At 64.0% G+C, this 25,927-nt stretch carries 22 protein-coding genes; 12 read left to right on the top strand and 10 right to left on the bottom strand.

Features of this window, described 5'->3' with window-relative positions:
• The first annotated feature begins 127 nt into the window (after positions 1-127).
• Positions 128-496, top strand: coding sequence for a winged helix-turn-helix transcriptional regulator (locus AB7290_RS42245; RefSeq protein ID WP_085404073.1), 369 nt, complete (start codon positions 128-130; stop codon positions 494-496).
• Between the two features lie 3 nt (positions 497-499).
• Here AB7290_RS42245 and AB7290_RS42240 read toward each other — a convergent pair whose 3' ends face one another.
• On the bottom strand, positions 500-1,180 hold the full coding sequence (locus tag AB7290_RS42240) for an MBL fold metallo-hydrolase (protein WP_085404072.1): 681 nt from the start codon (positions 1,178-1,180) through the stop codon (positions 500-502).
• Positions 1,181-1,353: 173 nt separating this feature from the next.
• On the opposite strand from AB7290_RS42240, the gene AB7290_RS42235 reads away from it, so the two are divergent.
• Complete coding sequence (locus AB7290_RS42235; protein ID WP_085404071.1) at positions 1,354-2,958, top strand: alpha-amylase family glycosyl hydrolase; 1,605 nt, start codon at positions 1,354-1,356, stop codon at positions 2,956-2,958.
• Between the two features lie 37 nt (positions 2,959-2,995).
• Here AB7290_RS42235 and AB7290_RS42230 read toward each other — a convergent pair whose 3' ends face one another.
• On the bottom strand, positions 2,996-4,693 hold the full coding sequence (locus AB7290_RS42230) for an alpha-amylase family protein (RefSeq protein ID WP_085404070.1): 1,698 nt from the start codon (positions 4,691-4,693) through the stop codon (positions 2,996-2,998).
• A gap of 261 nt (positions 4,694-4,954) precedes the next feature.
• On the opposite strand from AB7290_RS42230, the gene AB7290_RS42225 reads away from it, so the two are divergent.
• Positions 4,955-5,446, top strand: coding sequence for an MmcB family DNA repair protein (locus tag AB7290_RS42225; RefSeq protein ID WP_085404069.1), 492 nt, complete (start codon positions 4,955-4,957; stop codon positions 5,444-5,446).
• A gap of 126 nt (positions 5,447-5,572) precedes the next feature.
• Here the strand turns inward: AB7290_RS42225 and AB7290_RS42220 are convergent, their stop codons facing one another.
• Complete coding sequence (locus tag AB7290_RS42220) at positions 5,573-6,127, bottom strand: ActR/PrrA/RegA family redox response regulator transcription factor (RefSeq protein WP_014491094.1); 555 nt, start codon at positions 6,125-6,127, stop codon at positions 5,573-5,575.
• Positions 6,128-6,229: 102 nt separating this feature from the next.
• Positions 6,230-7,552, bottom strand: coding sequence for an ActS/PrrB/RegB family redox-sensitive histidine kinase (locus AB7290_RS42215; protein ID WP_085404068.1), 1,323 nt, complete (start codon positions 7,550-7,552; stop codon positions 6,230-6,232).
• 106 nt (positions 7,553-7,658) lie between these two features.
• On the opposite strand from AB7290_RS42215, the gene AB7290_RS42210 reads away from it, so the two are divergent.
• The 4 genes from AB7290_RS42210 (at position 7,659) to AB7290_RS42195 (ending at position 11,784) form a co-directional block, all read left to right on the top strand.
• Positions 7,659-8,462 (top strand): ABC transporter ATP-binding protein, encoded by an 804-nt coding sequence (locus AB7290_RS42210; protein WP_085404067.1) that lies wholly within the window; start codon positions 7,659-7,661, stop codon positions 8,460-8,462.
• The gene (locus tag AB7290_RS42205) at positions 8,459-9,277 is read left to right on the top strand and encodes an ABC transporter permease (protein ID WP_085404066.1); all 819 of its coding nucleotides are present in this window, start codon (positions 8,459-8,461) and stop codon (positions 9,275-9,277) included. The genes AB7290_RS42210 and AB7290_RS42205 overlap by 4 nt, the downstream gene beginning before the upstream one ends.
• Positions 9,278-9,398: 121 nt before the next feature.
• Complete coding sequence (locus AB7290_RS42200) at positions 9,399-10,727, top strand: polyhydroxyalkanoate depolymerase (RefSeq protein ID WP_063980052.1); 1,329 nt, start codon at positions 9,399-9,401, stop codon at positions 10,725-10,727.
• Positions 10,728-10,944: 217 nt separating this feature from the next.
• Positions 10,945-11,784 carry a M48 family metallopeptidase gene (locus AB7290_RS42195; RefSeq protein ID WP_063980051.1) on the top strand — a complete coding sequence of 280 codons (840 nt, stop codon included), beginning with the start codon at positions 10,945-10,947 and terminating at the stop codon, positions 11,782-11,784.
• Between the two features lie 372 nt (positions 11,785-12,156).
• Here the strand turns inward: AB7290_RS42195 and AB7290_RS42190 are convergent, their stop codons facing one another.
• Positions 12,157-12,822 carry a hypothetical protein gene (locus AB7290_RS42190; RefSeq protein ID WP_085404065.1) on the bottom strand — a complete coding sequence of 222 codons (666 nt, stop codon included), beginning with the start codon at positions 12,820-12,822 and terminating at the stop codon, positions 12,157-12,159.
• Between the two features lie 414 nt (positions 12,823-13,236).
• Positions 13,237-15,453, bottom strand: a complete 2,217-nt coding sequence (locus AB7290_RS42185; protein ID WP_085404064.1) for a transglycosylase domain-containing protein — start codon at positions 15,451-15,453, stop codon at positions 13,237-13,239.
• 168 nt (positions 15,454-15,621) lie between these two features.
• Between AB7290_RS42185 and AB7290_RS42180 the strand changes: the two genes are divergently transcribed.
• Positions 15,622-16,047: a DUF1330 domain-containing protein gene (locus AB7290_RS42180; protein WP_028149366.1), complete on the top strand. Its 426-nt coding sequence runs from the start codon at positions 15,622-15,624 to the stop codon at positions 16,045-16,047.
• 177 nt (positions 16,048-16,224) lie between these two features.
• Here the strand turns inward: AB7290_RS42180 and AB7290_RS42175 are convergent, their stop codons facing one another.
• The 3 genes from AB7290_RS42175 to AB7290_RS42165 all read right to left on the bottom strand — a co-directional run bounded on the left by AB7290_RS42175 (position 16,225) and on the right by AB7290_RS42165 (position 19,470).
• Positions 16,225-17,451: an ABC transporter substrate-binding protein gene (locus tag AB7290_RS42175; RefSeq protein WP_085404063.1), complete on the bottom strand. Its 1,227-nt coding sequence runs from the start codon at positions 17,449-17,451 to the stop codon at positions 16,225-16,227.
• A gap of 273 nt (positions 17,452-17,724) precedes the next feature.
• Positions 17,725-18,966, bottom strand: a complete 1,242-nt coding sequence (locus AB7290_RS42170) for an ABC transporter substrate-binding protein (RefSeq protein ID WP_085404062.1) — start codon at positions 18,964-18,966, stop codon at positions 17,725-17,727.
• Between the two features lie 147 nt (positions 18,967-19,113).
• Positions 19,114-19,470 carry a DUF1304 domain-containing protein gene (locus tag AB7290_RS42165; RefSeq protein ID WP_187388035.1) on the bottom strand — a complete coding sequence of 119 codons (357 nt, stop codon included), beginning with the start codon at positions 19,468-19,470 and terminating at the stop codon, positions 19,114-19,116.
• A 97-nt stretch (positions 19,471-19,567) separates the two neighbouring features.
• On the opposite strand from AB7290_RS42165, the gene AB7290_RS42160 reads away from it, so the two are divergent.
• Positions 19,568-20,098 (top strand): methylated-DNA--[protein]-cysteine S-methyltransferase, encoded by a 531-nt coding sequence (locus AB7290_RS42160; RefSeq protein ID WP_085404061.1) that lies wholly within the window; start codon positions 19,568-19,570, stop codon positions 20,096-20,098.
• A gap of 8 nt (positions 20,099-20,106) precedes the next feature.
• On the opposite strand, the gene AB7290_RS42155 is transcribed toward AB7290_RS42160, so the two are convergent.
• Complete coding sequence (locus AB7290_RS42155) at positions 20,107-22,896, bottom strand: [protein-PII] uridylyltransferase (protein WP_071909009.1); 2,790 nt, start codon at positions 22,894-22,896, stop codon at positions 20,107-20,109.
• Positions 22,897-23,084: 188 nt separating this feature from the next.
• Between AB7290_RS42155 and AB7290_RS42150 the strand changes: the two genes are divergently transcribed.
• From AB7290_RS42150 to AB7290_RS42140, 3 genes are all read left to right on the top strand, one after another.
• Positions 23,085-24,056, top strand: a complete 972-nt coding sequence (locus AB7290_RS42150; RefSeq protein WP_014491109.1) for an aliphatic sulfonate ABC transporter substrate-binding protein — start codon at positions 23,085-23,087, stop codon at positions 24,054-24,056.
• 226 nt (positions 24,057-24,282) lie between these two features.
• A complete protein-coding gene (locus AB7290_RS42145; RefSeq protein ID WP_085404060.1) occupies positions 24,283-25,128 on the top strand; it encodes an ABC transporter permease in 846 nt (281 codons plus the stop codon).
• Between the two features lie 4 nt (positions 25,129-25,132).
• Positions 25,133-25,918, top strand: coding sequence for an ABC transporter ATP-binding protein (locus tag AB7290_RS42140; protein ID WP_085404059.1), 786 nt, complete (start codon positions 25,133-25,135; stop codon positions 25,916-25,918).
• The last annotated feature ends 9 nt before the right edge of the window (positions 25,919-25,927 follow it).

Here is a 25,927-nt window from a genome sequence, read left to right as displayed (position 1 = left end):
GTTCGTCCAGTGCGTCATCATCTGCGCCTTGCAGGCGATCCTGCAAGTATGGACAAAATTGATAGTATGGACTTTTTCGACGTTGCTCCTATCCTCCTGCAAGCTGGCTGCGTATGGAGGAGGCGACATGGCAAGGGCAAACCCGGCGCGCACCTGTCCGGTTACGGCCTTTCAGAAGATGATCAGCGGCAAGTACAAGCTCCGCATCGTCTGGGACCTCAGGGACGGCCCGCGCCGCTATGGCGAGATCAGGAGCGGCCTGCTGCGCGGCGCGGCCGGCAGCGCCGAGATCACCCCGCGCGTGCTCAGCCGCGAATTGAAGGCGCTGACCCAAAGTGGCCTGATCGACCGCAAGGATTTTGGCGAGGTGCCGCCGAAGGTCGAGTATCGCCTGACGCGCAAAGGCAAGAGCTTCGTGCCGGTCGTCGCCGCGATCCGCGACTGGGGCGAACGCAACCTCAGTGACACCGCGGCGTTGGCGGAGGCCGCCGAGTAGCGCTCACATCTCGCCGGTGATGAACGGATTGGTCATCCGTTCCTGGCCGATGCTCGAGCCGGCGCCGTGGCCGCAGATGAAGCCGACGTCGTCGCCGAGCGGCAAAAGCTTGGTCTTGATCGAATTGATCAGCGTGGCGTGACTGCCGCCGGGCAGGTCGGTGCGCCCGACCGAGCCTGCGAAGAGCACGTCGCCGACATGGGCAAAGCGCAAGTCCTTGTTGAAGAACACCACGCTGCCGGGCGAGTGGCCCGGGCAGTGCAGAATGTCGAACTGCAGGCCGCCGATCGACACGCTGTCGCCCTCGTCGAGCCAGCGGTCCGGCTCGAAATTGCGCACCTCCGTCATGCCGAAGCGCGCGCCGCTCTCGACCACGTTGTCGAGCAGGAATTTATCCGCGACATGCGGCCCCTCGATCGGCACCTTCAGCGCATCGCGCAGTTCGGCCGCGCCGCCGACATGGTCGATATGGCCGTGGGTCAGCCAGATCTTCTCCACGGTGACGCCGGTCTGCTTGATCGCGTCCAGAATCTTCGGCACGTCCCCGCCGGGGTCGATCACAACGGCCTTCTTGCCGGGCTCGTCCCAGATGATGGTGCAGTTCTGCTCGAACAGCGTCACGGGGACGATGATCGCGCCGGCCTTGGCTTGTTGGGATTCTTGGTTGTCGTTTTGCTCGGTCATGGGCCTCACAATGCCGATTTTTGCCATGCCGCCAAGCAAAAGATTCGTGCCTCGCCCGGGAACAGCCGCACCCGCCGTCACACGGCCGTCCCAATTCGCCTGCTGGTTTGAACCGCGGCGTTCGTTCCGCGTTCACTCGCGCGAGACGCAGATTTTTGGGTGGGTTTTCCGGCATGGCTCAGGGCGGCGACAATTGGTGGCGCGACGGCATCTTCTATCAGATCTACCCGCGCTCCTTTCAGGACACAGACGGTGACGGCGTCGGCGATCTCGCCGGCATTCTGCGCCGGCTGCCTTACGTGAAATCGCTCGGCGTCGACGCGATCTGGCTGTCGCCAATCTTTCCGTCGCCGATGGCCGATTTCGGCTACGACATCTCCGACTATACCGGCATCGATCCGCTGTTCGGCACGATGGAAGATTTCGATGCGCTGCTCGCGGCGGCGCATGACAACGGGCTGAAGCTGATCCTCGACCTCGTGCCGAACCACACATCAAGCCAGCATCCCTGGTTCGTCGAGAGCCGGTCCTCGCGCGACAATTCCAAACGCGACTGGTACGTCTGGCGCGATCCGGCCGCCGATGGCGGTGTCCCGAACAACTGGCTGTCCGAATTCGGCGGCAGCGCGTGGGCTTTCGACGAGACGACAGGTCAATATTACTACCACGCCTTCCTTGCCGAGCAGCCGGATCTCAACTGGCGCAATCCGGATGTCCGCGCGGCGATCTACGACGCGATGCGGTTCTGGCTGGAGAAGGGCGTCGACGGCTTCCGCGTCGATGTGATCTGGCACCTGATCAAGGATGCCGAATTCCGCGACAACCCGCCGAACCCGCATTACGTCGAGGGCCGGCCGCCGAACGAGAGGATCCTGACGCAATACTCCACCGACCAGCCGGAGGTGCATGACGTCATCGCCGAGATGCGGCGCGTCACGGACGCGTATCGCGACCGCGTGCTGATCGGCGAAATCTATCTGCCGCTGCACCGGCTGATGGCCTATTACGGCAACGACCTCACCGGCGCGCAAATGCCGTTCAATTTCGCGCTGCTCTCGACCTTCTGGAGCGCGCGATCGATCGAGACAATCGTCGACGATTACGAGAAGGCGCTGCCGAAGGGCGCCTGGCCAAATTGGGTGCTCGGCAATCACGATCGTCCGCGCGTCGCAAGCCGCGTCGGGCCGGAGCAGGCGCGCGTTGCCGCGATGCTGCTGCTGACGCTGCGCGGTACGCCGACGCTCTATTACGGCGACGAGATCGGCATGCATCAGCTGGCGATCTCCCCCGAGGACGTGCGCGATCCCTTCGAGAAGAATGTGCCCGGCATCGGAGTGGGGCGCGACGGCTGCCGTACGCCGATGCAGTGGGATGCGTCGCCGGCCAGCGGCTTCTCCGGCGTAAGGCCCTGGCTGCCGCTGCCGGAGGACCATATCCGCGAGAACGTCGCCGATCTCGAAGCCGATTCGCGTTCGATCCTCAGTCTGTACAAGCGGCTGATTGCCTTGCGGAAGGCATCTCCGGCGCTGGTCGAGGGCGACTACCATCCGATCGCCGCGCAAGGCGATCTGCTGGTCTATCGCCGCGAGGCCGAGGGCACGGCGGTGATCGTCGTGCTCAATCTCGGGCCCGACCCGATCGCCGTGACCTCCAGCGCGATCCGTTTCAACAGCGAGATCTTGCTGTCGACGTTTCTGGATCGCGAGGGCGAGAGGCTGGAAGGCGTGCTGGATCTGCGCGGCAATGAGGGCGTGGTGGTGATGCTGCCATACATCTAGCCGCTCGCGGGGACGACGGCCGTGTGCGGAGATGCACCTACCCCGGATGCTTGTTACCCGCGGCATTCCCGTCGATGTCGCTCCGCTTCAGCAAATAATCCAGCCCTCCGATGCGGTACCAGCGATAGCCATAGGGCGCCAGCACGACGCGATGCTGGCCGCGCTTGTCGGCGTGGCTGTGATCTTCCGCGAGCAGGTTGATCAGGTGCGCGCCGGCCTCGCCGGACAGCCCCGCCGAGAATGCGATTTCGCGCGGCTTCTCATCCAGATTGTGAACGAACAGCACGGAATTGTTGCGCCAGTCGTAACGCATGATGAACACGGAGGGATCGCGCGTCGGAATGATCACGAAGTCGCCCCAGCCGATCTCGGGCACCTCCTTGCGCATGCGGACGATGCGCTCGGTCCAGTTCAGCATGGAATTGGGATCGCGCCGCTGTTTTGCGACATTGACGTGCTCGTAGCCGTAGGGGCCCGTGTCGATGACCGGGCATGCCGGCTTATCGTTCTTGGTGAAGCCGCCATGCGGCTCGGTCGACCATTGCATCGGCGTGCGCGCGCAATTGCGCTCGGGGAGCGAGAGATCGTCGCCCATCGCGATCTCGTCGCCGTAGCGGATGACGGGCGTTCCCGGCAACGTGCACATCAGGCTGTAGGCGAGCTCGAGCCGCCTTCGGTCGCCGCCGACCATCGGCGCGAAGCGGCGGCGAATGCCGCGGTCGTAGAGCTGCATGTCCTTGTCGGGGCCGAAGCGCTTGAACACGATGTCACGCTGCGCCTTGGTCAGGCGTCCCAAATCGAGCTCGTCGTGATTGCGCAGGAACAGGCCCCATTGCGCGCTGGCCGGCCGCGGCCTGGTCGCCTTCAGCGCCTTCGCCAGCGGACGCGAATCGCCGGATGCCAGCGCATAGAACAGATGCTGGTTGACGTGGAAGTTGAACATCATGTGCATGCGGTCGCCGTCGCGGCCGAAATATTCCATGTCCGTCTCAGGCAGCACGTTGGCTTCGGCGAGGATGATGGCGTCGCCCTGCCGCCATTGCAGGAATTCGCGGAACGCGCGCAGCATGTCGTATTGCTCGACCGGCTTCTTCACCTTCGCGCCCTTGGTGGCGATCACGAACGGCACGGCGTCCATGCGGAAGCCGGAGACGCCGAGCTGGATCCAGAAGCCCATGATCTTCAGGATTTCGGCCTGCACATGCGGATTTGAGGTGTTGAGATCGGGCTGGAAATCGTAGAAGCGGTGGAAGAACCAGGCGCCGGCTTCCTTGTCGCGCGTCCACGTCGACTTCTGCACGCCGGGAAACACCATGCCCTTGTTGGCGCCGGCCGGCTTCTTGTCCGACCACACATACCAGTCGCGATAGAGCGAATTCCTGTCGCGCCGCGCCTCCTTGAACCAGTGATGCTGGTCGGAGGTGTGGTTGACGACGAGGTCGATGATGATGCGGATGCCGCGCTGCTTGCAGCCGTGGGTGAACTCGACGAAATCGCCGAGCGTGCCGTAGCGGGAATCGACGCTGTAATAGTCGGCGATGTCGTAGCCGTCGTCGCGGCCCGGCGAGGTCTGGAACGGCATCAACCAGATCGTGGTGATGCCGAGGCCGTGCAAATAGTCGAGCCGCCGCAGCAGGCCCTTGAAGTCGCCGACGCCGTCGCCGTTGGCATCCATATAGGTGCCGACGGAGAGGCAGTAGATCACGCCGTTCTTGTACCAGAGATCGTCGATCATGCGCGAGCAGCCTCGATGCTCCGCCGAGGTGTGGCGGCTGCGTGATAAGTGCGTGGGGGAGGCGAGGTTCCCGCACTCCGCTGTCGTCCCGGGGCGCGACGTAGTCGCGAGCCCGGGACCCATAACCACAGGGAGTAGTTTGGCCAAAGCTCGGAGTTACCTGCTCACCCGACAACTTCTCCCTGTGGCTATGGATTCCGGGCTCGCGACTGCGTCGCGCCCCGGAATGACGGGCCCACCGGAATCGGCTAAGCTCCCCCCATGGACAGCCCCGCCCGCAACATCGCTCTCGTTCCGCCGCCCGATCGCCGCCAGTCCGAGACGGCGCTTGCGATCGCGCGCGGCACGGCGCGGCTGCTGCGCTCGCTCGGCTTTACCTGCATCAGCGAACTGCCGCTGCCGTCGGGCCGGCGCGCCGATCTGGTGGCGCTCAACGAGCGCGGCGAGATCTGGATCGTGGAGATCAAATCGTCGGTCGAGGATTTGCGTGCCGACCAGAAATGGCACGAATACCGCGCCCATTGCGACCGGCTATTCTTCGCCTTCACGCAGGATTTGCCGTGCGAGATCTTTCCGCAAGACACCGGCCTGATCATTGCGGACGCCTATGGCGCGCATCTGCACTGCGAGGCGCCCGAGCACAAGCTTCAGGCCGCCACGCGCAAGCAGATGACGGTGCGTTTCGCGATGGCGGCAGCGCTCCGGATCAACCGTCTGGTCGACCCGCAGGGCCACGCGGATTTTTGGGAGTAGCGGCGCGGCGAACGCGGACGCCGTAGGGTGGGCAAAGCGAAAGCGGGCCCACCATCCAAGCCGATCAGGATTGAAGTAGAAGCGGTGGGCACGGCGCTACGCGCCTTTGCCCACCCTACGAGACCGCTACCGCGGCGCGCGCTTGGCCAGAATCCGCTGCAACGTACGACGGTGCATATTCAGCCGCCGCGCCGTCTCCGAGACGTTGCGGTTACACATCTCGTAGATGCGCTGGATGTGCTCCCAGCGGACGCGGTCGGCGGACATCGGGTTCGTCGGCAACTCGGATTTCTCCGAGCTGGTCGAGAGCAGGGCGGCGACGACGTCGTCGGCATCCGCGGGCTTCGACAGATAATCGATCGCACCCATCTTCACGGCGGTCACGGCGGTGGCGATGTTGCCATAGCCGGTCAGCACGATGGCGCGGGCTTCGGGGCGCTTCTTCTTCAGCGCGGAGACGACGTCGAGACCATTGCCGTCGCCGAGCCGCAGATCCACCACGGCGAATGCGGGCGCGGCCTTGCCGATCTGCGCGAGGCCATCCGAGACGGTGTCACACGACGTCACCGCAAAGCCACGGGTCTCCATCGCGCGCGACAACCGCTCCAGGAACGGCTTGTCGTCCTCCACGATGAGAAGCGAGCGGTCGGTCTGTTCGTTCAGTTCGGCGATGGCGTTCAAGGTGTTGTCCTCTCTCTGCACATCTACATATGGCGTCGCAATCAGGCGGTGCCAAGGCCGCAAATAGTCGATCGGCCCTGCTGTGCGACGCAAGGTCGCGGCCTATCCTATTGTTTCTTCGAGCGTCTCGATAGTCTCAAAACGCTCTCTCGGCCAATTGATGTGAACCACAGCACCGTGTTCCGGAAAGGTCCGGTTGGTAAACGAGACCTTGGCCCCGGTGCGTTCCAGCAAGGTGCGCGCGATGAACACGCCAAGCCCGAGCCCACGCTGCTCGCCGCCGCCGTCATCCAGATTGCGCCGCCGCGACAAATAGGGCTCGCCGATCCGGTTAAGGATATCGGGCGGAATGCCCGGGCCGTCGTCGGAGATCACGAGCTCGATCGTGTCCTTGTTCCACCATGCATTCACCTCGACGGTGGTGCGGGCGAAATCGACCGCGTTCTCGACGATGTTGCCGACGCCGTAGAGGATCGCGGGGTTGCGCGAGCCGATCGGCTCGGCGAAGGCCGCCACCGCGATCCGCACCTTGATGTCGACGCCGAAATCGCGGTGCGGCGCCACCACCTCCTCGATCAGCTCAGACATTTTCATGCGGTCGAACGGCGCGCCTTCGGAGGAAAGCTGGGTGATCTTGCTCAAGATGTCGCGGCAGCGCTGGGTCTGCTCGCGCAGGGTTTTCAGGTCGGCGGCGAAACTTGGATCCTTCACCGTCTTTTCCAGCTCGCGCGAGATCAGGAAGATGGTCGCGAGCGGCGTACCGAGCTCGTGCGCGGCTGCGGCAGCCAGGCCGTCGAGCTGGGTCAGATGCTGCTCGCGTGTCAGCACCAGCTCGGTCGCAGCCAGCGCGTCGGCGAGCTTGCGCGCCTCCTCCGTCACCTGGAACGAGTAGAGGCTGGTGACGCCGATCGCGAGCACGATCGAGAGCCAGATGCCGATGAGATAAATCGGCGGCAGCACCAGGGGATCGTCGGAATCCCAGGGCAGCGGCAGATGGAAGAAGAACAGGACCGAGGCACAGGCCACCGCGAGCAGGCCGAGGCCGAAGGTGAGGCGGGCCGGCAGCGCCGTGGCCGAGATCAGCACGGGCGCGAGGAACAGGAACGAGAACGGGTTCTGCAGTCCGCCGGTGAAGAACAAGAGCCCCGCCAGCTCCACGATGTTCAGCGCCAGCAGTCCGGCCGCCTGCATCGGCTCCAGCCGTTGCAGCGGATTGGACACGGTCTGGAGTGCCAGGTTGAGCGCCGCCGACAGCGCGATGATGCTGACGCAGGGGACGATCTCGACGTTGAACTCAAGCCCCTGCGCCACGATGAAGATCGCCGCGAGCTGGCCGAGCACCGCCAGCCAGCGCAGCCGCAGGATCGTGTCCAAGCGGATATGCCGCTGTGCGTGGCGGAAGTCGGTATCGGCAGTCTCAGTCATCTCGGCCAATGTGGCGGTGCCTTCTCGGTCACAAACGCGGGGCTCGCGGAACCACCCGGATTACAAGCCTTGCGCTATCCGCTGCAATAGCAGAAGAACGGCTAGCATGACCGGGAACGACAAAGCTTCAAGTCCGCCGACTGTCGCGGAGCGCGGCTCCTCTGCGGCCATTGCGGTCGATCACCTCGTCAAGGTCTACAAGCAGACCCGCGCCGTCGACGATATCTCCTTTTCGCTGCCGCGTGGCAGCATCACCGGGCTTCTGGGCGGCAACGGCGCCGGCAAGACCACGACCATCGCGATGATCATGGGCCTGGTGCTGCCGACCTCCGGCCGCGTGCAGGTGCTCGGGCATCGGATGCCGGAGCAGAGCGCGGCGGTGCTGGGGCGGATGAATTTCGAGAGCCCCTATGTCGACATGCCGATGCGCCTCACGGTGCGGCAGAACCTCACCGTGTTCGGCAAGCTCTATGCGGTGAAGAACGTCTCCGATCGCATCGCCAGGCTGGCCGACGAGCTTGATCTCACCGAATTCATCGACCGCGCCAACGGCAAGCTCTCCGCCGGGCAGAAGACCCGCGTCGCGCTGGCGAAGGCGCTGATCAACCAGCCCGAGCTGCTGCTGCTGGACGAGCCTACCGCCTCGCTCGACCCGGATACGGCCGACTGGGTGCGGGCGCATATGGAGCGCTATCGCAAGGAGAACAACGCGACCATCCTTCTGGCTTCGCACAACATGCTCGAGGTCGAGCGTCTGTGCGACCGCGTCATCATCATGAAGCGCGGCCGCATCGAGGACGACGACACGCCGGAGGCCATCATGGCGCGCTACAACCGCACCACGCTGGAGGAGGTGTTCCTGGACGTCGCGCGCGGGCGGGTGAACGGTGCGAAGGAGGCGGCGCGATGACCGAGCTCTCCCTTCACCTCGGCATTTCCATCCATCGCATCGGCGCAATGATCCTGCGCTACTGGTACCTGTTGATGTCGTCCTGGCCGCGGCTGCTCGAGCTGCTTTATTGGCCCGCGCTCCAGGTCATCACCTGGGGCTTTCTCCAGCTCTACATCGCCGAGAACGCCAATTTCTTCGCGCGCGCCGGCGGCACGCTGATCGGCGCCGTCATCCTCTGGGACATCCTGTTCCGCGGCCAGCTCGGCTTCTCGATCTCGTTCCTGGAGGAGATGTGGGCGCGCAACATCGGCAACCTCATGATGAGCCCCTTGAAGCCGATCGAGTTTCTGCTGTCGCTGATGATCATGAGCATGATCCGGCTCGCGATCGGCGTCATCCCGATGACGCTGCTCGCGCTGTTCCTGTTTCACTTCAACGTCTACGCCCTCGGTCTGCCGCTGATTGCATTCTTCTGCAATCTGATCTTCACGAGCTGGGCGGTCGGCATCTTCGTCTCGGGGCTGGTCTTACGAAACGGCCTTGGCGCCGAGAGCATCGTCTGGACCCTGATGTTCGCGATCATGCCGCTCGCCTGCGTCTACTATCCCGTCAGCGTGCTGCCGGCATGGCTGCAATACGTGGCCTGGTCGCTGCCGCCGACCTATGTGTTCGAGGGAATGCGGGCGCTCCTGATCGAACAGACCCTCCGGATCGATCTGATGTTGCGTGCGTTGGCCATCAATGCGGTGCTGCTGGTTGCATCTTTTGGGGCATTCCTTGCCCTTTTGCGGAGCGCCAAGAAGCACGGCTCGCTGCTCTCGAGCGGTGAATAATCTCACTTTCCCGTGGATTCAGGCTGATTTAGCCGTTCCGGCTCCGTAGATGTACGGAACCATGCATTGACGCAATATTACGCATTCGGCAGTATGTTGCGATGCGAAGAGGATTTTAACGATGCCTATTGGTGAGTTCGGCGGCGCGCCGCCCCTGGCGGCCGAAGGCAGTCCGGTCCTGACGACGCCGATGTACTGGATGTACGAGATGGGGCAGGCCTCTCTCAATCCGGCGCGTGCGGTCACCGATGCGACCAAGCTCCTGTTTCAGAATCCCCTCAATCCGTGGGCGCGCACCGAGGTCGGCAAGTCCGTCGCCGCGGCCTGTGAATTGTTCGAACGCACCACGCGCCGTTACGGCAAGCCGGAATGGGGCCTCAACGACACCGAGGTCAACGGCATCCGCGTTCCCGTCGAGGTCCGCTCGGTCTGGGAAAAGCCGTTCTGCAAGCTGCTCTACTTCGATCGCAAGTTCGCCCGTCCCTTGCGCAGCCCGCAGCCGCGCGTGCTGATCGTGGCGCCGATGTCCGGCCACTACGCGACGCTGCTGCGCGGCACGGTCGAGGCGTTCCTGCCGGCGCATGAGGTCTACATCACCGATTGGGCCGACGCCCGCATGGTGCCCCTGAGCGATGGCCGCTTCGATCTCGACGACTACATCGACTACGTCATCGAGATGCTGCACGTCCTTGGCGGCAACACCCATGTCATGGCGGTGTGCCAGCCCTCCGTTCCCGTCGTTGCCGCCGTCTCGATCATGGAAGCGCGGCGCGACCCCTTCGTGCCGACGTCGATGACGCTGATGGGCGGCCCGATCGACACCCGCCGCAATCCGACCGGGGTGAACAAGCTCGCCCAGGAGCGCGGCATCGACTGGTTCCGCAACACCGTCATCACCAAGGTGCCGTTCCCGCATCCGGGCATGATGCGCGATGTCTATCCGGGCTTCCTGCAGCTCAACGGGTTCATCAGCATGAACCTCGACCGGCATATGGACGCCCACAAGCGCCTGTTCGCCAATCTGGTGAAGGGCGACGGCGACCTCGTCGACAAGCATCGCGACTTCTACGACGAATATCTCGCGGTGATGGATCTCTCCGCCGAGTATTATCTGCAGACGGTCGACACCGTGTTCGTGAAGCACTCGCTGCCGAAGGGCGAGATGACCCATCGCGGAACACGCGTCGACCCCTCGAAGGTCACGCGCGTGGCGCTGATGACGGTCGAAGGCGAGAACGACGACATCTCCGGGCTCGGTCAGACCGAAGCAACACACACATTGTGCAGCTCGATCCCCGATCACCGCCGCGTTCATTACGTCCAGAAGGGCGTCGGGCATTACGGCGTGTTCAACGGCTCGCGCTTCAAGTCGGAAATCGTGCCGCGCATCCATGACTTCATGGTCTCGGCTGCGAATCCGAGCTCGTTGCAGGCCCTCGCGGCCGAATAAGCGCGTTTTTCGGCTTTCCCGCTGAAAATCGGCGCCCTGTCGGAGGTTCCGGCAGGGGCTGGTTCCCTCCAGATTCGCGGTATTTAGGTAGCCTTATAGGAGTGAGTCCCACCTCATCCTTTGGGGGTGCCGCATGCGTCCAGCGGGGGCGAAAAAACCGGGTTCCAACCCCAGTCTGTAGGGTCTCCCGGACGCTAGACCGCTGTATATTGGGCAAATGATTTGTTTTTGCGCCGAGCGCTTTCCCTGGCGGCGGTTATGGCAGAATCCGGGCGCCCTCCTGCCCCCCGGACTGACAGACATGGCCACTCGCGCACTCCTCTATCGACGGCCCCACGAGCCGAAGACCCTGGTCATCACCCATGGATCGCAGTTTTTTGCGATTCGATTGCGTCGGCACCGCCGCGCGCGCCGCTACACGCTCAGAATCCATCCGAGCGATCGCGAAGCCATCCTCACCATCCCGCCGCGCGGCACGCTGGCCGAAGCCAAGGACTTCGCACAACGTCACGGCGCGTGGATCGCTGCACGTCTCGGCCGTTTGCCGAAGGCTGCGCCGTTCCAACCCGGCACAGTGATACCGCTACGCGGCACGGCCCATCGTATCGTTCATCGTGCCGGCACGCGCGGCACGGTATGGACGGAAGTGCGCGACAGCGGTGAACGCATTCTCTGCGTCGCCGGCGGGGTCGAGCATGTCGACCGCCGCGTCAGCGACTTCCTCAAGCGCGAGGCGCGCCACGATCTCCAGCGCTCGGCGGAGGCCTATGCCGTCGAGCTCGGCGTCAGGGTCAAGCGCCTCTCGATCCGCGATCAGTCCAGCCGTTGGGGCTCCTGCACCTCGGCTGGCTCGCTGTCGTTCTCCTGGCGCCTGATCCTCGCGCCGCCCTACGTGCTCGACTACCTCGCCGCGCACGAGGTCGCCCATCTCGTCGAGATGAACCACTCGGCGCGGTTCTGGCGCGTCTGCGGAAAGGCCTGCCCGTCGATGGAGCGCGCCAAGAAGTGGCTCGATACGCACGGCAACGACCTGCACCGCTATGGGGTCGAGGATTGATCCTCGTCGCAGACTAGGCCTCGCTGCTAGCCAACACTCACTGGGTCGCCCGGCTTGACCGGGCGACCCAAGTATTCCAGAGGCGGTTATTGTTAAGCCGAGAAGCCGCAGCGTACTGGATTCCCCGCTTTCGCGGGGAATGACAGCGGAGGACGGGGCGACATCAGTGCGTCTCGTGCCACGCTTTCCGATTTCCCCGAGCGACCGACCCATCGGACTATCCAGGCGAGCAGCTCTCGTCGCGCGACATCGCGGGCGTTGAACGCCGACGATGGCTGCTCGTTGTTCGGCGTTAGCCGGGATGATCTTGCTTGATGTGCTTTGACAAAATTCGTCGCCCGGATGCCGCGCGTCCTCAAACCATCTCTCAGGTCAGGCGCTGATATCTGCGCTTGTCCCCGGCTGCGCGCGCGAGGCGAGATAGGACGATTGCAGTTGCACGGCGGCCTTCTGGCCCTCGGCCAGCATCGCCTGGAAGGCCGCGTCGAGTTGATCGCGACTATAGGTCGCAGAATTGCTCTGACGCGGTGTCCATTGCGATTGCGTGATCGCGGTGGACGCTTTTTCGACGGTGCCGCCAAGCAGCTTGGCGTAATTGTCGGCTCGCCATTGCGCCAGATCAGGTCCACTCAGACCGGGAGGATCCTCGAGCTTGCCGATCTTTGCGGCCGCCGCGTTGGTCATCGTCGAGGACCCGCCATTGTACAGTGTGGCCACCACCTTGCCGTCAACCTTCACCTGGGCATAGGTGTTCTCAGGTGCATCGTCCGAGACGGCCGGTTGAGTCGCGTTCGCGCCGTGGGTCATCAGCCAATTCGTTGCCATCAGGTCGCGCAGGACCGGGTTGTCCGCCACCGAGATCGGCTTGGCGCCTTGCAGCGGCTTGAGTTGCGACACGCTGATTCCTGGGCTGCTGGTCGCAGCGTCAGTTGCAGTCGACGCCTCCGGCTGGAGATCTGATGTCGTTGTCGCATTGGAACCGGACGTTGATGCAGGACGCAGATAGGGCAACGCCGCGCTGGATAGACCTGCAATCATGGAACGCTCCTTCCCACTAAACCCGAGTCTTTGGGACTCAACTCAGCCCGAGCAAACGCTGCTGGCAGTATCCATCACTGTCATCGCCCGCGAAGGCGGGCGATCCAGTACGCCGCGGCAGCTGCTTTGAATCTCGACGTCTCGGCGTACTGGATTCCCCGCTGGAGCCTGTCAAGGGGCTCGCCGAAGGCGAGACCCATTGGCGGGGAATGACAGTTGAGAGCGGGGCGACGTCAGCGCGCTTTGCGCGATCCCCGCCATACTTCGCGACGATTGCGCGGCACGCTCGATTTGTCCCGCCGGATCAAACGTTTCCTACAATCCACCGCGCGGCGCGCCTGAAGTCACCGGCTACTGTGCATGGGGTTGTTTTCGCGTTTTTTGTTTTGAGGCCCTGGGGACCTCAGCTCGAAGCTACCGATTTCCGCCGAACAGCCGGTCCATCAGCCAGCCGTCGAGCCCTGCGGCGGCTTCCGGCCGCACATTGGCGCGCGTCGGAGGCGGGCGATAGCCGCCACTGCTCGCCGGTGCCGGTCCGGGTGCTGTCGTCGCCGTCGGCGGCGATACCTGCGATGCCGCCTGCGCGAGGTTCGACAGACCCCAGCTCGCTTGCGAGTTCGGCAAGGCGGCCACCGGCACGCCCTCGTGCGCCGTGCGCATGAAGCGGGTCCAGACTTCGACGGGCAGGCCGCCGCCGGTCGCCTTCTTGGTCGGCGAGTTGTCGTCATTGCCGAGCCAGACGCCGGTGACGAGGTTGGCGGTGTAGCCGATGAACCAGGCGTCGCGGTAATCCTGGCTGGTGCCGGTCTTGCCTGCTGCCGGCCAACCGGGGATATCCGCCTTCTTGGCGGTGCCTGATATCAGCGTCTCCCGCATCATCGTGTTCATCATGCCGACATAGCGCGGATCGATAACTTGGTTGCGCTCTTCCGCTTGCCGCATGTAGAGCAGCTTGCCACTGAGCGTCCTGATCCGCGTGACGACGTGCGGCGCCACCGCGAAGCCGCCATTGGCGAAGGGGGCATAGGCGCCGACCAGCTCGACGACCGAGACTTCGGAGGTGCCGAGCGCGATCGAGGCATTGGGCTCGAGCTTCGAGGAGATGCCGAGCCGGTGCGCGGTGCGCACCACGTTCTTCGGTCCGACCTCGAGACCGAGGCGGATGGCGACGGTGTTGAGCGACATTGCCAGCGCCTGCGTCAGCGTCACCGCGCCGAAATATTCATGGGTGTAGTTCTCGGGCTTCCAGCCCTTGACCTCGATCGGCGCGTCCTGACGCAAGGTATCAGGCGTCAGCCCCTGCTCGAGCGCGGTCAGGTATACGAACGGCTTGAACGAGGAGCCCGGCTGGCGTTTCGCGGTGACCGCGCGGTTGTACTGGCTGTCGGAATAGTTCCGCCCGCCGACCATGGCGCGTACCGCTCCGTCGGGCGTCATCGCCACCAGCGCGCCTTGGCTGACATTGAACTTGACGCTCTTGGCCGCGAGCTCGTCGATGATGGCGGCTTCCGCCACGCTCTGCAGCTTCGGATCGATCGTGGTCTCGACCTTGATGCTCTCGTCGATCTGGCCGACCAGATCGTCCAGCACCTCGCCGATCCAGTCGGCGACGTAGTTGAGCGTGCCGGCTCCGGCCGGCTTCACGTTGTAGGAGGGGTGGCCGATCGAGGCCTGCGCCTGTGCTTCGGTGATGAGTTTTGCATCCGCCATCGCCGCGAGCACGATCTGCGCGCGCGCTTCAGCGCCTTCCGGATTGCGGTTCGGCGCCAGCCGCGACGGCGATTTGACGAGGCCCGCCAGCATCGCGGCTTCGGCGACGGTGACGTCCTTCGCCGACTTGCCGAAATATTTCTGCGCCGCGGCCTCGACGCCATAGGCGCCCGAGCCGAAATAGACGCGGTTGAGATAGAGCTCCAGGATCTCGTTCTTGGAATGCTTGCGCTCCAGCCAGATCGCGAGCTCCGCCTCCTGCAGCTTGCGCGCCATGGTCCGCTCCTGGGTCAGGAACAGGTTTTTCGCGAGCTGCTGCGTCAAGGTCGAGCCGCCCTGCGAGACGCCGCGATGGAGTACGTTGGTGACGAGGGCCCGCAGGATGCCAATCGGGTCGATGCCGAAATGCGAGTAGAAGCGGCGATCCTCGATGGCGATGAAGGCCTTCGGCAGATAGGGCGGCAGGTCCTTCAGCGAGACGTTGGCGCCCGCCATCTCGCCGCGCTGCGCCAGCATGCTGCCGTCGATGCCGACGATCTGGATCGTCGGTGGCCGCTTGGGAATCTCCAGCGACTGGATCGGCGGCAGATGGGCGCCGACATAGATCACGACGCCGATCACGGCGATCACGCCCCACAGGCCGAGCACCGCACCCCAATAGACGAGGCGGCCGAGGCTGAAGCCTCCGCCCGATTTCGACCGGCGCTTGGCGCCGCTGCGGCCGGCTTGTGCCTTCCGCTCGCGCGGCGGCTCGTCGCCGGCATCCTCGCTCTTGCGCTTGGCGGATGATTTCGTTGATTTCTTCGGCTTGTCCTCGCCGCCGGGGACGCGGTCGGCCGCGGTCAGGCGCAGATCGGCGAGCGCAGCAGGCAAGCCGAACAACGGCTCCTTCCGCCCACCCTTTTTCTTTCCCCACGCCATACGCAAAACGCCCGGTCAGCCCGCCCCGCCGCACGCTACCGGTCGCTGTTTAAGGCCCGGTTACCCAGAGCTTAACGCGCGATTAGGAGGTGCGGCATTCGCCTGCCGCAGTTCCGCTCGCCGGGCGGCAGAGCTAGGATCGCCGACATAAAACAAGAGGGAACCGGCATGGGCCATATCGATCCGAGCAAGGAGATTTTTGCGCAGTTCCGGGACAACGACCGCCCCGGCCCGATCCACATGCTCAATCTGGTGCGTTTGCGCGAAGAGGCGGCCTATCCCGACGGCCGCAAGGCGAGCGGCGCGGAAGCCTATGCGGCCTACGGCCGCGAGAGCGGCCCGGTGTTCGAGCGCCTCGGCGGCCGCATCGTCTGGCAGGGCAAATTCGAGTTGATGCTGATCGGCCCGCAAGAGGAGCGCTGGGACCATTGCTTCATCGCCGAATATCCAAGCGTTGCCGCCTTCGTCGAGATGATCCGCGATCCCGTCTATCGCGAAGCGGTGAAGCATCGCCAGGCCGCGGTGGAGGATTCACGGCTGATACGGCACGCGGTGCTGCCGGTGGGGAAGAATTTTGGGGAGATACCGGAGTAGATGTCTCTGCGCGCATCTCCCTCCGCCGTCATGGCCGGGCTTGACCCGGCCATCCACGCCCTTGCCTTGCCGCTCCAAGAACGTGGATGCCCGGGCCTTCGCCGCGCCGAAGCGGCTTCGGCCGCGCAGGCGGGACAAGCCCGGGCATGACGTCGTTGAGGCAGTTGTTTCCGAGAACTAATCGATCGGGCCCGCGTCCTCCAGGATCGGGCCGAACAGCTCCCAGCGTTCGCCGTTGAACTTCATCATCTGAAGCTGCTTGTTAACGCGGTAGTCGGTCGCCGAGGTGTTGGCCTTGATACCGGGCAGCGCGATATCGCTGGTGACGTCCTTCAGCGACGCCGCCTGCTTCATGACGTTCTCGCGCGTCAGATCGTCACCGCACTGCTTCAACACATGGACCAGGAGCTGGGCTGTGCCATAACCATAGGTGTTGAAGTTCGAGTCCTTGTCGCCGTCCGGATAGTACTTCGCCATGAAGTCAAAATACTTCTTCAGGCCGGCGTCGTCCTTCCAGGTTGGATCGAGCGGTTCTTTGCCGTAGTTGACGCTGATCAGGCCCTTGGCCGCATCAAGGCCTGCCGGCTTCAGCACCGCACCGACCGAGGTGGCGTTGATGTCGACGATCTGGATCGGATGCCAGCCCATTTCGGCGATCTTCTTGATCGCCTGTGCGGCCTGCTTCGGCGTTGTGGCGCTGAAGAACAAATCGGCGCCGGCGTCCTTGATCTTGAGGATCTGCGAATCCACGGTCGGATCGGAGACCTCGTAGGACGCTTCGGTCACGATCATCTTGGCGGCTTTGTCGCCGAGGCCGGCCTTGATGCCGTTCAGATAGTCCTTGCCGAGGTCGTCGTTCTGATAGAGCACGCCGATCTTGGCGTCCGGATGCTGCTTCAGAATGTATTGGCCGTAGATTCGGCCTTCGACGAAGTAGTTGGGATTGTAGCCCATGGTCCACGGAAAGTTCTTTGGATCGGTGAACCTCGAGGCGCCGGTCGCTGCGAACAGCTGCGGCACCTTCTTGGAATTGAGATATTTCTGGACGGCCGCGTTCACAGGCGTGCCAATGATTTGGAAAGTCAGCAGCACCTCGTCGCTCTCGACGAGCTTGCGTATCTGCTCCACGGCTTTCGGCGGCGAATAGGCGTCGTCATACTGGATCAGGTTGATCTTGCGACCATTGATGCCGCCCTGGTCGTTGATCATTTTGAAATAGGCGGCCTGGGTCTTGCCGATCGACGAATAGGCCGACGCCGGTCCCGAAAACGGCATGGTCTGTCCGACCTTGATCTCGGTGTCGCTGGCGCCCGGATCATATTTTTTCTGGGCACTGGCCGCGGTGACCGACAGCGCAATGGTTAGCGCCGTTGCCGTGGCCAGATGCAGCATTCCATTCCTCATTCGCAATTTCCTCAGTTTGTTATTGCCGATGATCTGCCCGGATGCTCTTGCGCACAGGACGTCACCGCTGAGGGCGATTGTGGATGAGGCGTTGCTGCAACGCAAGGTGGGTGGAGACGCGCAGTTCGTAGGGTGGGTTAGCCTTGTGGCTGCGCGAAGCGCAGTCCGCCAGGCGTAACCCACCACTTCTGCTGCCGCGGATGTCGAAGAGGTGGATTACGCCGAGCAGATGCGCTTTGCGCATCTGCAGGGCTAATCCACTCTACGCAGTTACTAACCCGCCGGGCCGTTGTCCTCGATGATCGGGCCGAACAGCTCCCAACGCTCGCCGTTGAACTTCATCATCTGCATCTGCTTGTTGACGCGATAGTCGTTCGGTCCGGTGTTGATCTTGATGCCGGGCAGCGCGAAGCTCGGGGTGAAGTCCTTGATGTTGGCGACCTGCTTCATCACGTTCTCACGCGAAAGGTCGTCGCCGCACTGTTTCAGCACCTGCGTCAGCAACTCGGCGACCGAATAAGCGTAGGTGTTGACCGTGTTGAGCTTGTCGCCTTCGGGGAAATACTTGTCCATGAAGGCGAAGAAGGCCTTCACGCCCGGATCGTCCTTCCACTGCGGATCACTCGGCTCCTTGCCGTATTGGGTCGAGATGATGCCCTTGGAGATGTCGAGGCCGGCCGGCTTCAGCGTCGCCGAGATCGGGCTCGCATTGATGTCGAGGATGTGCACCGGCGTCCAGCCGAGCTCGGCCACCTTCTTGATGGCCTGCGCCGCGAATTTCGGCGTCGAGGCATCGTAGAAAAGATCTGCGCCGAGCGACTTCAGCTTGACCACCTGCGAGTCGACGGTCGGGTCGGTGACCTCGTAGGACACCTCGCCGACGATCATCTTGGCTGCCTTGTCGCCGAGGCCGCTCTTGAGGCCGGCGAGATAGTCGCGGCCCATGTCGTCGTTCTGGTAGAGCACGCCGATCTTGGCATTGGGGTGATTGGCGAGAATGTACTTGGCGTAGATGCGTCCCTCGGACACGTAGTTGGGATTGTAGGCGATGGTCCAGGGATAGTTCTGCGGATCGTTGAAGCGTGCGGCGCCGGTGGAGGCCAGCAGCTGCGGGATCTTCTTGCCGTTGAGATATTTTTGCACGGCGGCGTTCGCGGCCGTGCCGATGATCTGGAAGGTGAACAGCACCTCGTCGCCTTCGACGAGCTTGCGCACCTGCTCGACCGTCTTCGGCGGCGAATAGGCATCGTCATACTGGATCAGATTGATCTTGCGGCCGTTGATGCCGCCCTGATCGTTGATCATCTTGAAGTAGGCGGCCTGGGTCTTGCCGATATTGGCATAGACGGAATAGGCGCCGGAGAACGGCACGGTCTGGCCGATCTTGATCTCGGTGTCGCTCGCGCCGGTGTCGTATTTCTTCTGGGCGAGGGCTTGATTGAAGGGGGCTTGGCTGGCGGAGAACGTGAAGGCGAGCGCCGCCGTGGCAGCTATGAAGGCTCTGCGATTGTTCATCTTGGTTGTTCCTCCTGACGGAATTTCCGGTCGACGGTCTTTTCCCGTTGATTGCAACGGTCGCCATCGCTGCCGGAGAGTGTGGAGGAAGGTCCGGCGCCGCGCAAGGATCGCGACGCTGCGCCGTAGCGTCTCAGGTCACGAGAATCAGGTCAGAAACAGCGCAACCAGCGCGATCGCCGCCGGCAGCGCCTGCACGAGCAGGATGCGGGTGCTGACGGTCGCCGCGCCGTAGGCGCCGGCCACGATCACGCAGAGCAGGAAGAATGCCTTGATCTGGAATGCGAAGGCCGGGTTGCCGTGGACGAGGCCCCAGATCAGGCCGGCGGCGAGGAAGCCGTTATAGAGCCCTTGGTTGGCCGCCAGCACCTTCGTGATCTCGGCCTTTTCAGGCGTATTGCGGAATGTCTTCAAGCCAAGCGGCTTGTCCCAGAGAAACATCTCCAGGATCAGGAAGTAGGCGTGCAGTGCGGCGACCAGCGCCACCAGGACATTGGTGATCAGAATCAAGTTGAGCCCCCCAAAGCGTCAGCTTTCGGGTGGACGTTAGCACGGCCGGCATGGCAAGTGCGATGGCGTGTTTCGATGGCCTGGTGTCGCAATGCCCGCTCGATCAACCAAACCGCCTGAACGATTCGGCCTCGATCGCCTGACGACGCCGATCGGGATCGCGCTGCTCGTCACCGATGCCGAGGGCGCCTTGCGTGCGCTCGACTGGGAAGACTACGAGCACCGCATGCGCGAGCTGTTGCGCCTGCAATACGGCGCCGTGGATCTGAGCGATCTGCCTGCGCCGACGGAGATGCGGACGGCGCTGTCGGGTTATTTCGAAGGCGATCTCGGCCAGCTCTCGGGCGTCGCATGGCGCATCGCCGGCACGCCTTTCCAGCAAAGGGTCTGGACCGCGCTCGCGCAAATCCCTGCCGGTACCACGATGAGCTATGGCGCGATGGCCGCAAGGATCGATATGCCCAAAGCCATTCGTGCCGTCGGCCATGCCAACGGCTCAAACCCGATCAGCGTGGTGCTGCCCTGTCACCGCCTGATCGGCGCGGATGGCTCGCTGGTGAAATATGGCGGCGGGCTCGAGCGGAAGCGCTGGCTGCTGCGGCATGAGGGGGTAGAGATTTAGCTCTCTCCTCACGCCGCCGGCTGCACCGCCTTGTCGCCGGCCATCACGTGGGTCAGCGCGCTCTTGATTGCGGACTGGCGCGTCGGCGCGTTGATCTGCGCGCCCAGGAGGTCGGTGACGTAGAACACGTCGCGGGCGCGCTCGCCGAAGGTCGCGACATGGGCCGAGGCGATGTTGAGGTTGAGCTTCGAGATCGCGGTGGTCAGCTCGTAGAGCAGGCCGGGGCGGTCGAGGCCGGACATCTCGATCACGGTGTAGCGGTCGGACCATTGGTTGTTGATGGTCACTTCCGGCTCGATCGTGAAAGGCCGCGCCTTGCTGCGCACGGTGCGCCGCGCCACCACTTCGGGCAGACGCAGCTTGCCTTCCAGCACGTCCTCGATCATCTCGCCGATGCGCGTGGCGCGCCGGCCCTCGTCCTCGTCACGATCGTATTCCCTGGAGATCGAGATCGTGTCGAGCGCGCGGCCGTCGGTCGTCGTGTAGATCTGCGCGTCGACGATGTTGGCGCCGGCCGAGGCGCAGGCGCCGGCGATGATCGAGAGCAGCCAGGGATGGTCGGCGGCGAAGATGGTGAGCTCGGTGACGCCGCGCACCTCGTCGAAGCCGACATTGATCGCGAGCTTGTGGCCGGCCTGTTCGCTGGAGCGGACGAAGCGGGCATGGCGGATCTTTCGCGGCAGCTCGACCTTGAGCCAATAGGCGGGATAGTGCCGGCCGATATAGGCATCGAGCTCGTCCGCCGGCCACTCGGCGAAGGCCATGCGGAATTCGGCGTAGGCGGCCGTGAGGCGCTTGCCGCGGTCGACTTCCGAGAAGCCGCCGGTCAGCACCGGTTCGGTTTCATAGTAGAGCGAGCGCAGGAGCTGCGCCTTCCAGCCGTTCCACACGCCCGGGCCGACGCCGCGGATGTCGGCGGTGGTCAGGATCGTGAGCAATTTCATCTGCTCGACCGACTGCACCACGGCAGCGAAATTCTCGATCGTCTTGCGGTCGGAGAGATCGCGCGACTGCGCGACCGTGGACATCGTCAGATGTTCCTCGATCAGCCAGGCCACGAGCTCGGTGTCGGCCGCGCTGAAGCCGAGCCGCGGGCACAGCCGGCGCGCCACCTTGGCGCCCGCGATCGAGTGATCCTCCGGCCGTCCCTTGGCGATGTCGTGCAGCAGCGTCGTGATGTAGATCACCGCACGGTGCTCGGGCCGGATCTTGCGGAAGAGATCGCTGGCGAGCGTGAACTCCTCGATGCCGCCGCGCTCGATGTCCTGCAGGAAGCCGACGCAGCGGATCAGATGCTCGTCGACGGTGTAGTGATGATACATGTTGAACTGCATCATCGAGACGATCTTGCCGAAGGCGCGGATGAAATGGCCGAGCACGCCGGTCTCGTTCATCCGCCGCAGCACGATCTCGGCGTTGTCGGAGGTCAGGATCTCCATGAACAGCCGGTTGGCTTCCGGGTTCTCGCGCAGCTGCGCGTTGATCAGTCCGAGCGAGCGCGTCACGTCGCGCATCGCGTCCGGATGGAAGGCGAGGTTGTTCTTCTGCGCCAGGCGGAAGATCCGGATCAAATTGACCGGATCGTGCTTGAACACGTCGGGCGCGGCGACGTTGATGCGGTTGTTGTCGACGAGGAAGTCGTCGCTGTCGGGGACGCGGCGCTTCGCGGGGGCGGGGCGCAGCCGCGCCATCATCCGGCTCAGCACCGGCGCGGGCTTGGCCTGCTGGTCCTCGAGCTTGGCGCAGAGGATGGCGGTGAGGTTGCCGACTTCCTTGGCGACCAGGAAGTAGTGCTTCATGAAGCGCTCGACGTCCTGCATGCCGGGATGCGAGGTGTAGCCGAGCCGGACCGCGATCTCGCGCTGGAGATCGAAGGAGAGGCGCTCCTCCGCGCGGCCGGAGTAGAAGTGCAGATTGCAGCGCACCGACCAGAGGAAGTCGGCGCAGCGGCGAAAGGTGCGGTATTCCTGCGCGTCGAACACGCCGCGCTCGACCAGCTCGTCGGTATCACGGACGCGGTAGACGTATTTGGCGATCCAGAACAGCGTGTGCAGGTCGCGCAGTGCGCCCTTGCCGTCCTTGACGTTGGGCTCGACCAGATAGCGCGACTGGCCGCCGCGGCGGTGGCGCTCCTCGCGCTCGGCGAGCTTTGCGGTGACGAATTCGGACGCCGTGCCCTGCACCACGTCCTTGTCGAAGCGCGCGACCAGTTCGTCATAGAGCGGCTGGTCGCCGGTCAGGAAGCGCGTTTCCAGAATCGCGGTGCGGATGGTCATGTCGCCGCGCGCCTGCCGGATCGATTCATCGACCGAGCGCGTGGCGTGCCCGACCTTCAGCCCCATGTCCCAGAGACAGTAGAGAATGGCCTCAGCCACCTGTTCACCCCAGGCGGTCTGCTTGTAGGGCAGGATAAACAGGAGATCGATATCGGATTCCGGGGCCATCAGGCCGCGGCCATAGCCGCCGGTCGCGACCACCGCCATGCGCTCCGCGCCGCTCGGGATCGGCGAGCGGTAGAGATGCCGGGTCGCCGCCGAATACAGGATGCGGATGATCTCGTCCTGCACGTGGCACAGCCGCTCGGCGCAACGCCTTCCGTGACGGTCCTTCAGCAGGATCGCCTGCGCCGCGGCGCGCGCCGCGATCAGCTCGGCCTTGAGCAATTGCGCCATGGCGGTGCGGAACGTGTCCTCACGTCCCTGATGCTTCTCGGCAAGCGCATCGACCGCGGCGGTGATCCGCGCGGTGTCGAAGCGATCGTCCACCTCGGCCTTGTGCTCAGTCGCGACGCTGTCCATGTCTCACCGGATATAAGAGGTGACAGGCGCTGTCACCCGCCATTCTCTGGCAATAGTCGTTCCATGCTGGAAAAGGCCGGCCTCGGGCAAAATCGTTCTCGGCCGAGGGGCTTTCGGGATAGCGATTTTCTCGTTGACCTCTAGAAATAACTCATTGAAAAACAATGAAGTTTTTGAGGAGGCTGGGCATGACCGGGATTACACGACGCATTCTGTTGGCGGGGGCTGTTGCGCTCGCCATGACCCCCGCGGCACGGGCGGCGGATCCGCTCAAGGAAATCCGCATCGACTGGGCGACCTACAATCCGGTGTCGATGGTCCTGAAGCAGAAGGGTCTGCTGGAGAAGGAGTTCGCCAAGGACGGCATCAGCATCATTTGGGTGCAGTCGGCCGGCTCCAACAAGGCGCTCGAATTCCTCAACGCCGGCTCGATCGATTTCGGCTCGACCGCGGGCTCGGCGGCGCTGGTGGCGAAGATCAACGGGAACCCCATCAAGTCGATCTACGTCTATTCGCGTCCCGAATGGACGGCGCTGGTGACATCAAAGGATTCCAAGATCGCGAGCGTTGCCGATCTCAAGGGCAAGCGCGTCGCGGTGACGCGCGGCACCGATCCGCACATCTTCCTGGTGCGCGCGCTGCTCGGTGCCGGCCTCACCGAAAAGGACATCACGCCGGTCCTGCTCCAGCACGCCGACGGCAAGACCGCGCTGATCCGCGGCGACGTCGACGCCTGGGCCGGCCTCGATCCGATGATGGCGCAGGCCGAGGTCGAGGAAGGTGCAAAACTGTTCTATCGCAAGGCGGATGCCAACACCTGGGGCATCCTCAATGTGCGCGAGCAGTTCTTGAAGGACTATCCGGACGCCGCCCGCCGCGTGCTCGCGGTGTATGAAGAGGCGCGCAAATATTCGCTGGCGAATTACGATGATCTCAAGAAGACCTTCATCGCCGTGACCAAGCTGCCGGACGCGGTCGTCGACAAGCAGCTCAAGGAGCGCACCGAGCTCACCCACAGCCGCATCGGCGCACCCCAGCGCGAGTCGATCCTCGCTGCCGGCCTTGCCCTCCAGCAGGCCGGCGTCGTCGACGCCAAGGTCGATGTGAAGGCGACGCTGGATGCCTTGATCGACGACCAGGTCCCGCTGCCGACGAATTAGTTCGGCAAGCGTGCGTGGCAAACTCCACTGTCGTCCCGGGGCGCGAAGCGAGCCCGGGACCCTTAACCACAGGGCGTGGTTTGGCGCGAAGGCCGTCACTCCGGGTCCCCGTAACCATATCGCCCTGTGGTTATGGGCCCCGGATCTGCGCTTCGCTTGTCCGGGGCGACAACCGAGATTGCCGCGCGCCCTTGCATTCCCCGATCAGACGCGCTTCCTACCGGCCATGATCTCCGACGCGCCAGTCCTGCAACAGACCTCGGAACCGGCCGAAAGCGCCGCCGCGCCCTCGCGGCTGTCGCGTTATGCGCGGCCGTTGCTTGGAATATTGCTGCCGCTCATCCTCGCGCTCGGCTGGGAGCTGGTGGTGTGGTCCGGCTGGTCCAACGGCCGTCTGGTGCCGCCCCCCTCGCGCGTCTTTGCGACCATCACCGAGCTCGCCCGCTCCGGAGAGCTGGTCCGCCACATCGCCGCGACGCTATGGCGGGTCGGCCTCGGCTTCGCTTTCGGCGTGATCGCGGGCACCGTGCTCGGCGCCATCTCCGGCTACTGGTCGCTGGCGCGGCGGCTGCTCGATCCGACCGTGCAGGCGCTGCGTGCGATCCCTTCACTCGCCTGGGTGCCGTTGTTCATTCTCTGGCTCGGCATCTTCGAGACCTCCAAGATCGCGCTGATCGCGGTCGGCGTGTTCTTCCCGGTCTATCTCGGCGTGATGGGCGCGATCCTTTCCGTCGATCGCAAGATCGTCGAGGTCGGTCGCACCTTCCGCCTCTCCGGGTTCGCCATGATCCGCCGCATCCTGCTGCCCGCGGTGCTGCCGGCCTATGTGGTGTCCTTGCGTGTCGGCCTTGGTCTGGGCTGGATGTTCGTGGTGGCGGCCGAGCTGATCGGCGCTTCCGAAGGCCTTGGCTATCTCCTGCTCGACGGCCAGCAGCTCGGCAAGCCCGCGCAGATTTTGGCCGCGATCGTCATCTTCGCCATTCTCGGCAAGCTCACCGACTGGCTGATCGAGGTCGGGGCCGCGCCGTTCCTGCGCTGGCAGGACGCCTTCGGGCGCGCGAAGGGAGCGTAACGCGATGCTGGCGCTCGACCGGGTCAGCAAGACCTATCCCAACGGCGTGCAGGCGCTGGCGCGATTCTCCGCTGAGATCAAACAGGGCGAGATCGTCGCCATCATCGGCGGCTCCGGCTGCGGCAAGTCCACGCTGCTGCGTGCCATCGCCGGCCTCGATCGCGCGAGCGCAGGCATGGTGACGCTCGACAGCGAGGCGATCAGTTCGCCGCACGCAAAAATCGGCATCATCTTCCAAGAGCCGCGGCTTCTGCCCTGGCTCAGCGTCGCGGACAATATCGGCTTCGGCCTTGCCGACCTGCCCGCGGCCGAGCGGCGCGAGAAGGTGGCGCGCGCGCTCGCCCGCGTCGGGCTCACTGATAAGGCGCAGGCCTGGCCGCGCGAGCTCTCGGGCGGGCAGGCGCAGCGCGTCGCGATCGCGCGTGCGCTGGTGCCGCAGCCGGAAGTGCTGCTGCTCGACGAGCCGTTCTCGGCGCTCGACGCCTTCACCCGCAGGGATCTCCAGGATCATCTGCTCGACCTCTGGGCCGACACCCGGCCGACACTCATCCTCGTCACACATGACGTCGACGAGGCCGTGGTGCTGGCTGATCGCGTTTTGGTGATGCGGCCGCGGCCGGGCCGGCTGTTCGACCAGATCGAGATCAATCTGGGCCGGCCGCGCGACCGCAATTCGCCGCTGTTCGAGAATTTCAAGCGAAGTGTGCTGACGTCACTCGACCGTTCGCTCGACCGCAACGTGCCCGACCGTGACGCAACCCAGGGTCCCGGTCAGGCCATGTGGTGGTGACATTTTCTC

The organism is Bradyrhizobium sp. 613_E4_N2_2, from assembly GCF_052075995.1.
GTDB classification, from domain to species: domain Bacteria; phylum Pseudomonadota; class Alphaproteobacteria; order Rhizobiales; family Xanthobacteraceae; genus Bradyrhizobium; species Bradyrhizobium barranii.
This window is presented reverse-complemented; position numbering and strand designations above follow the sequence as displayed.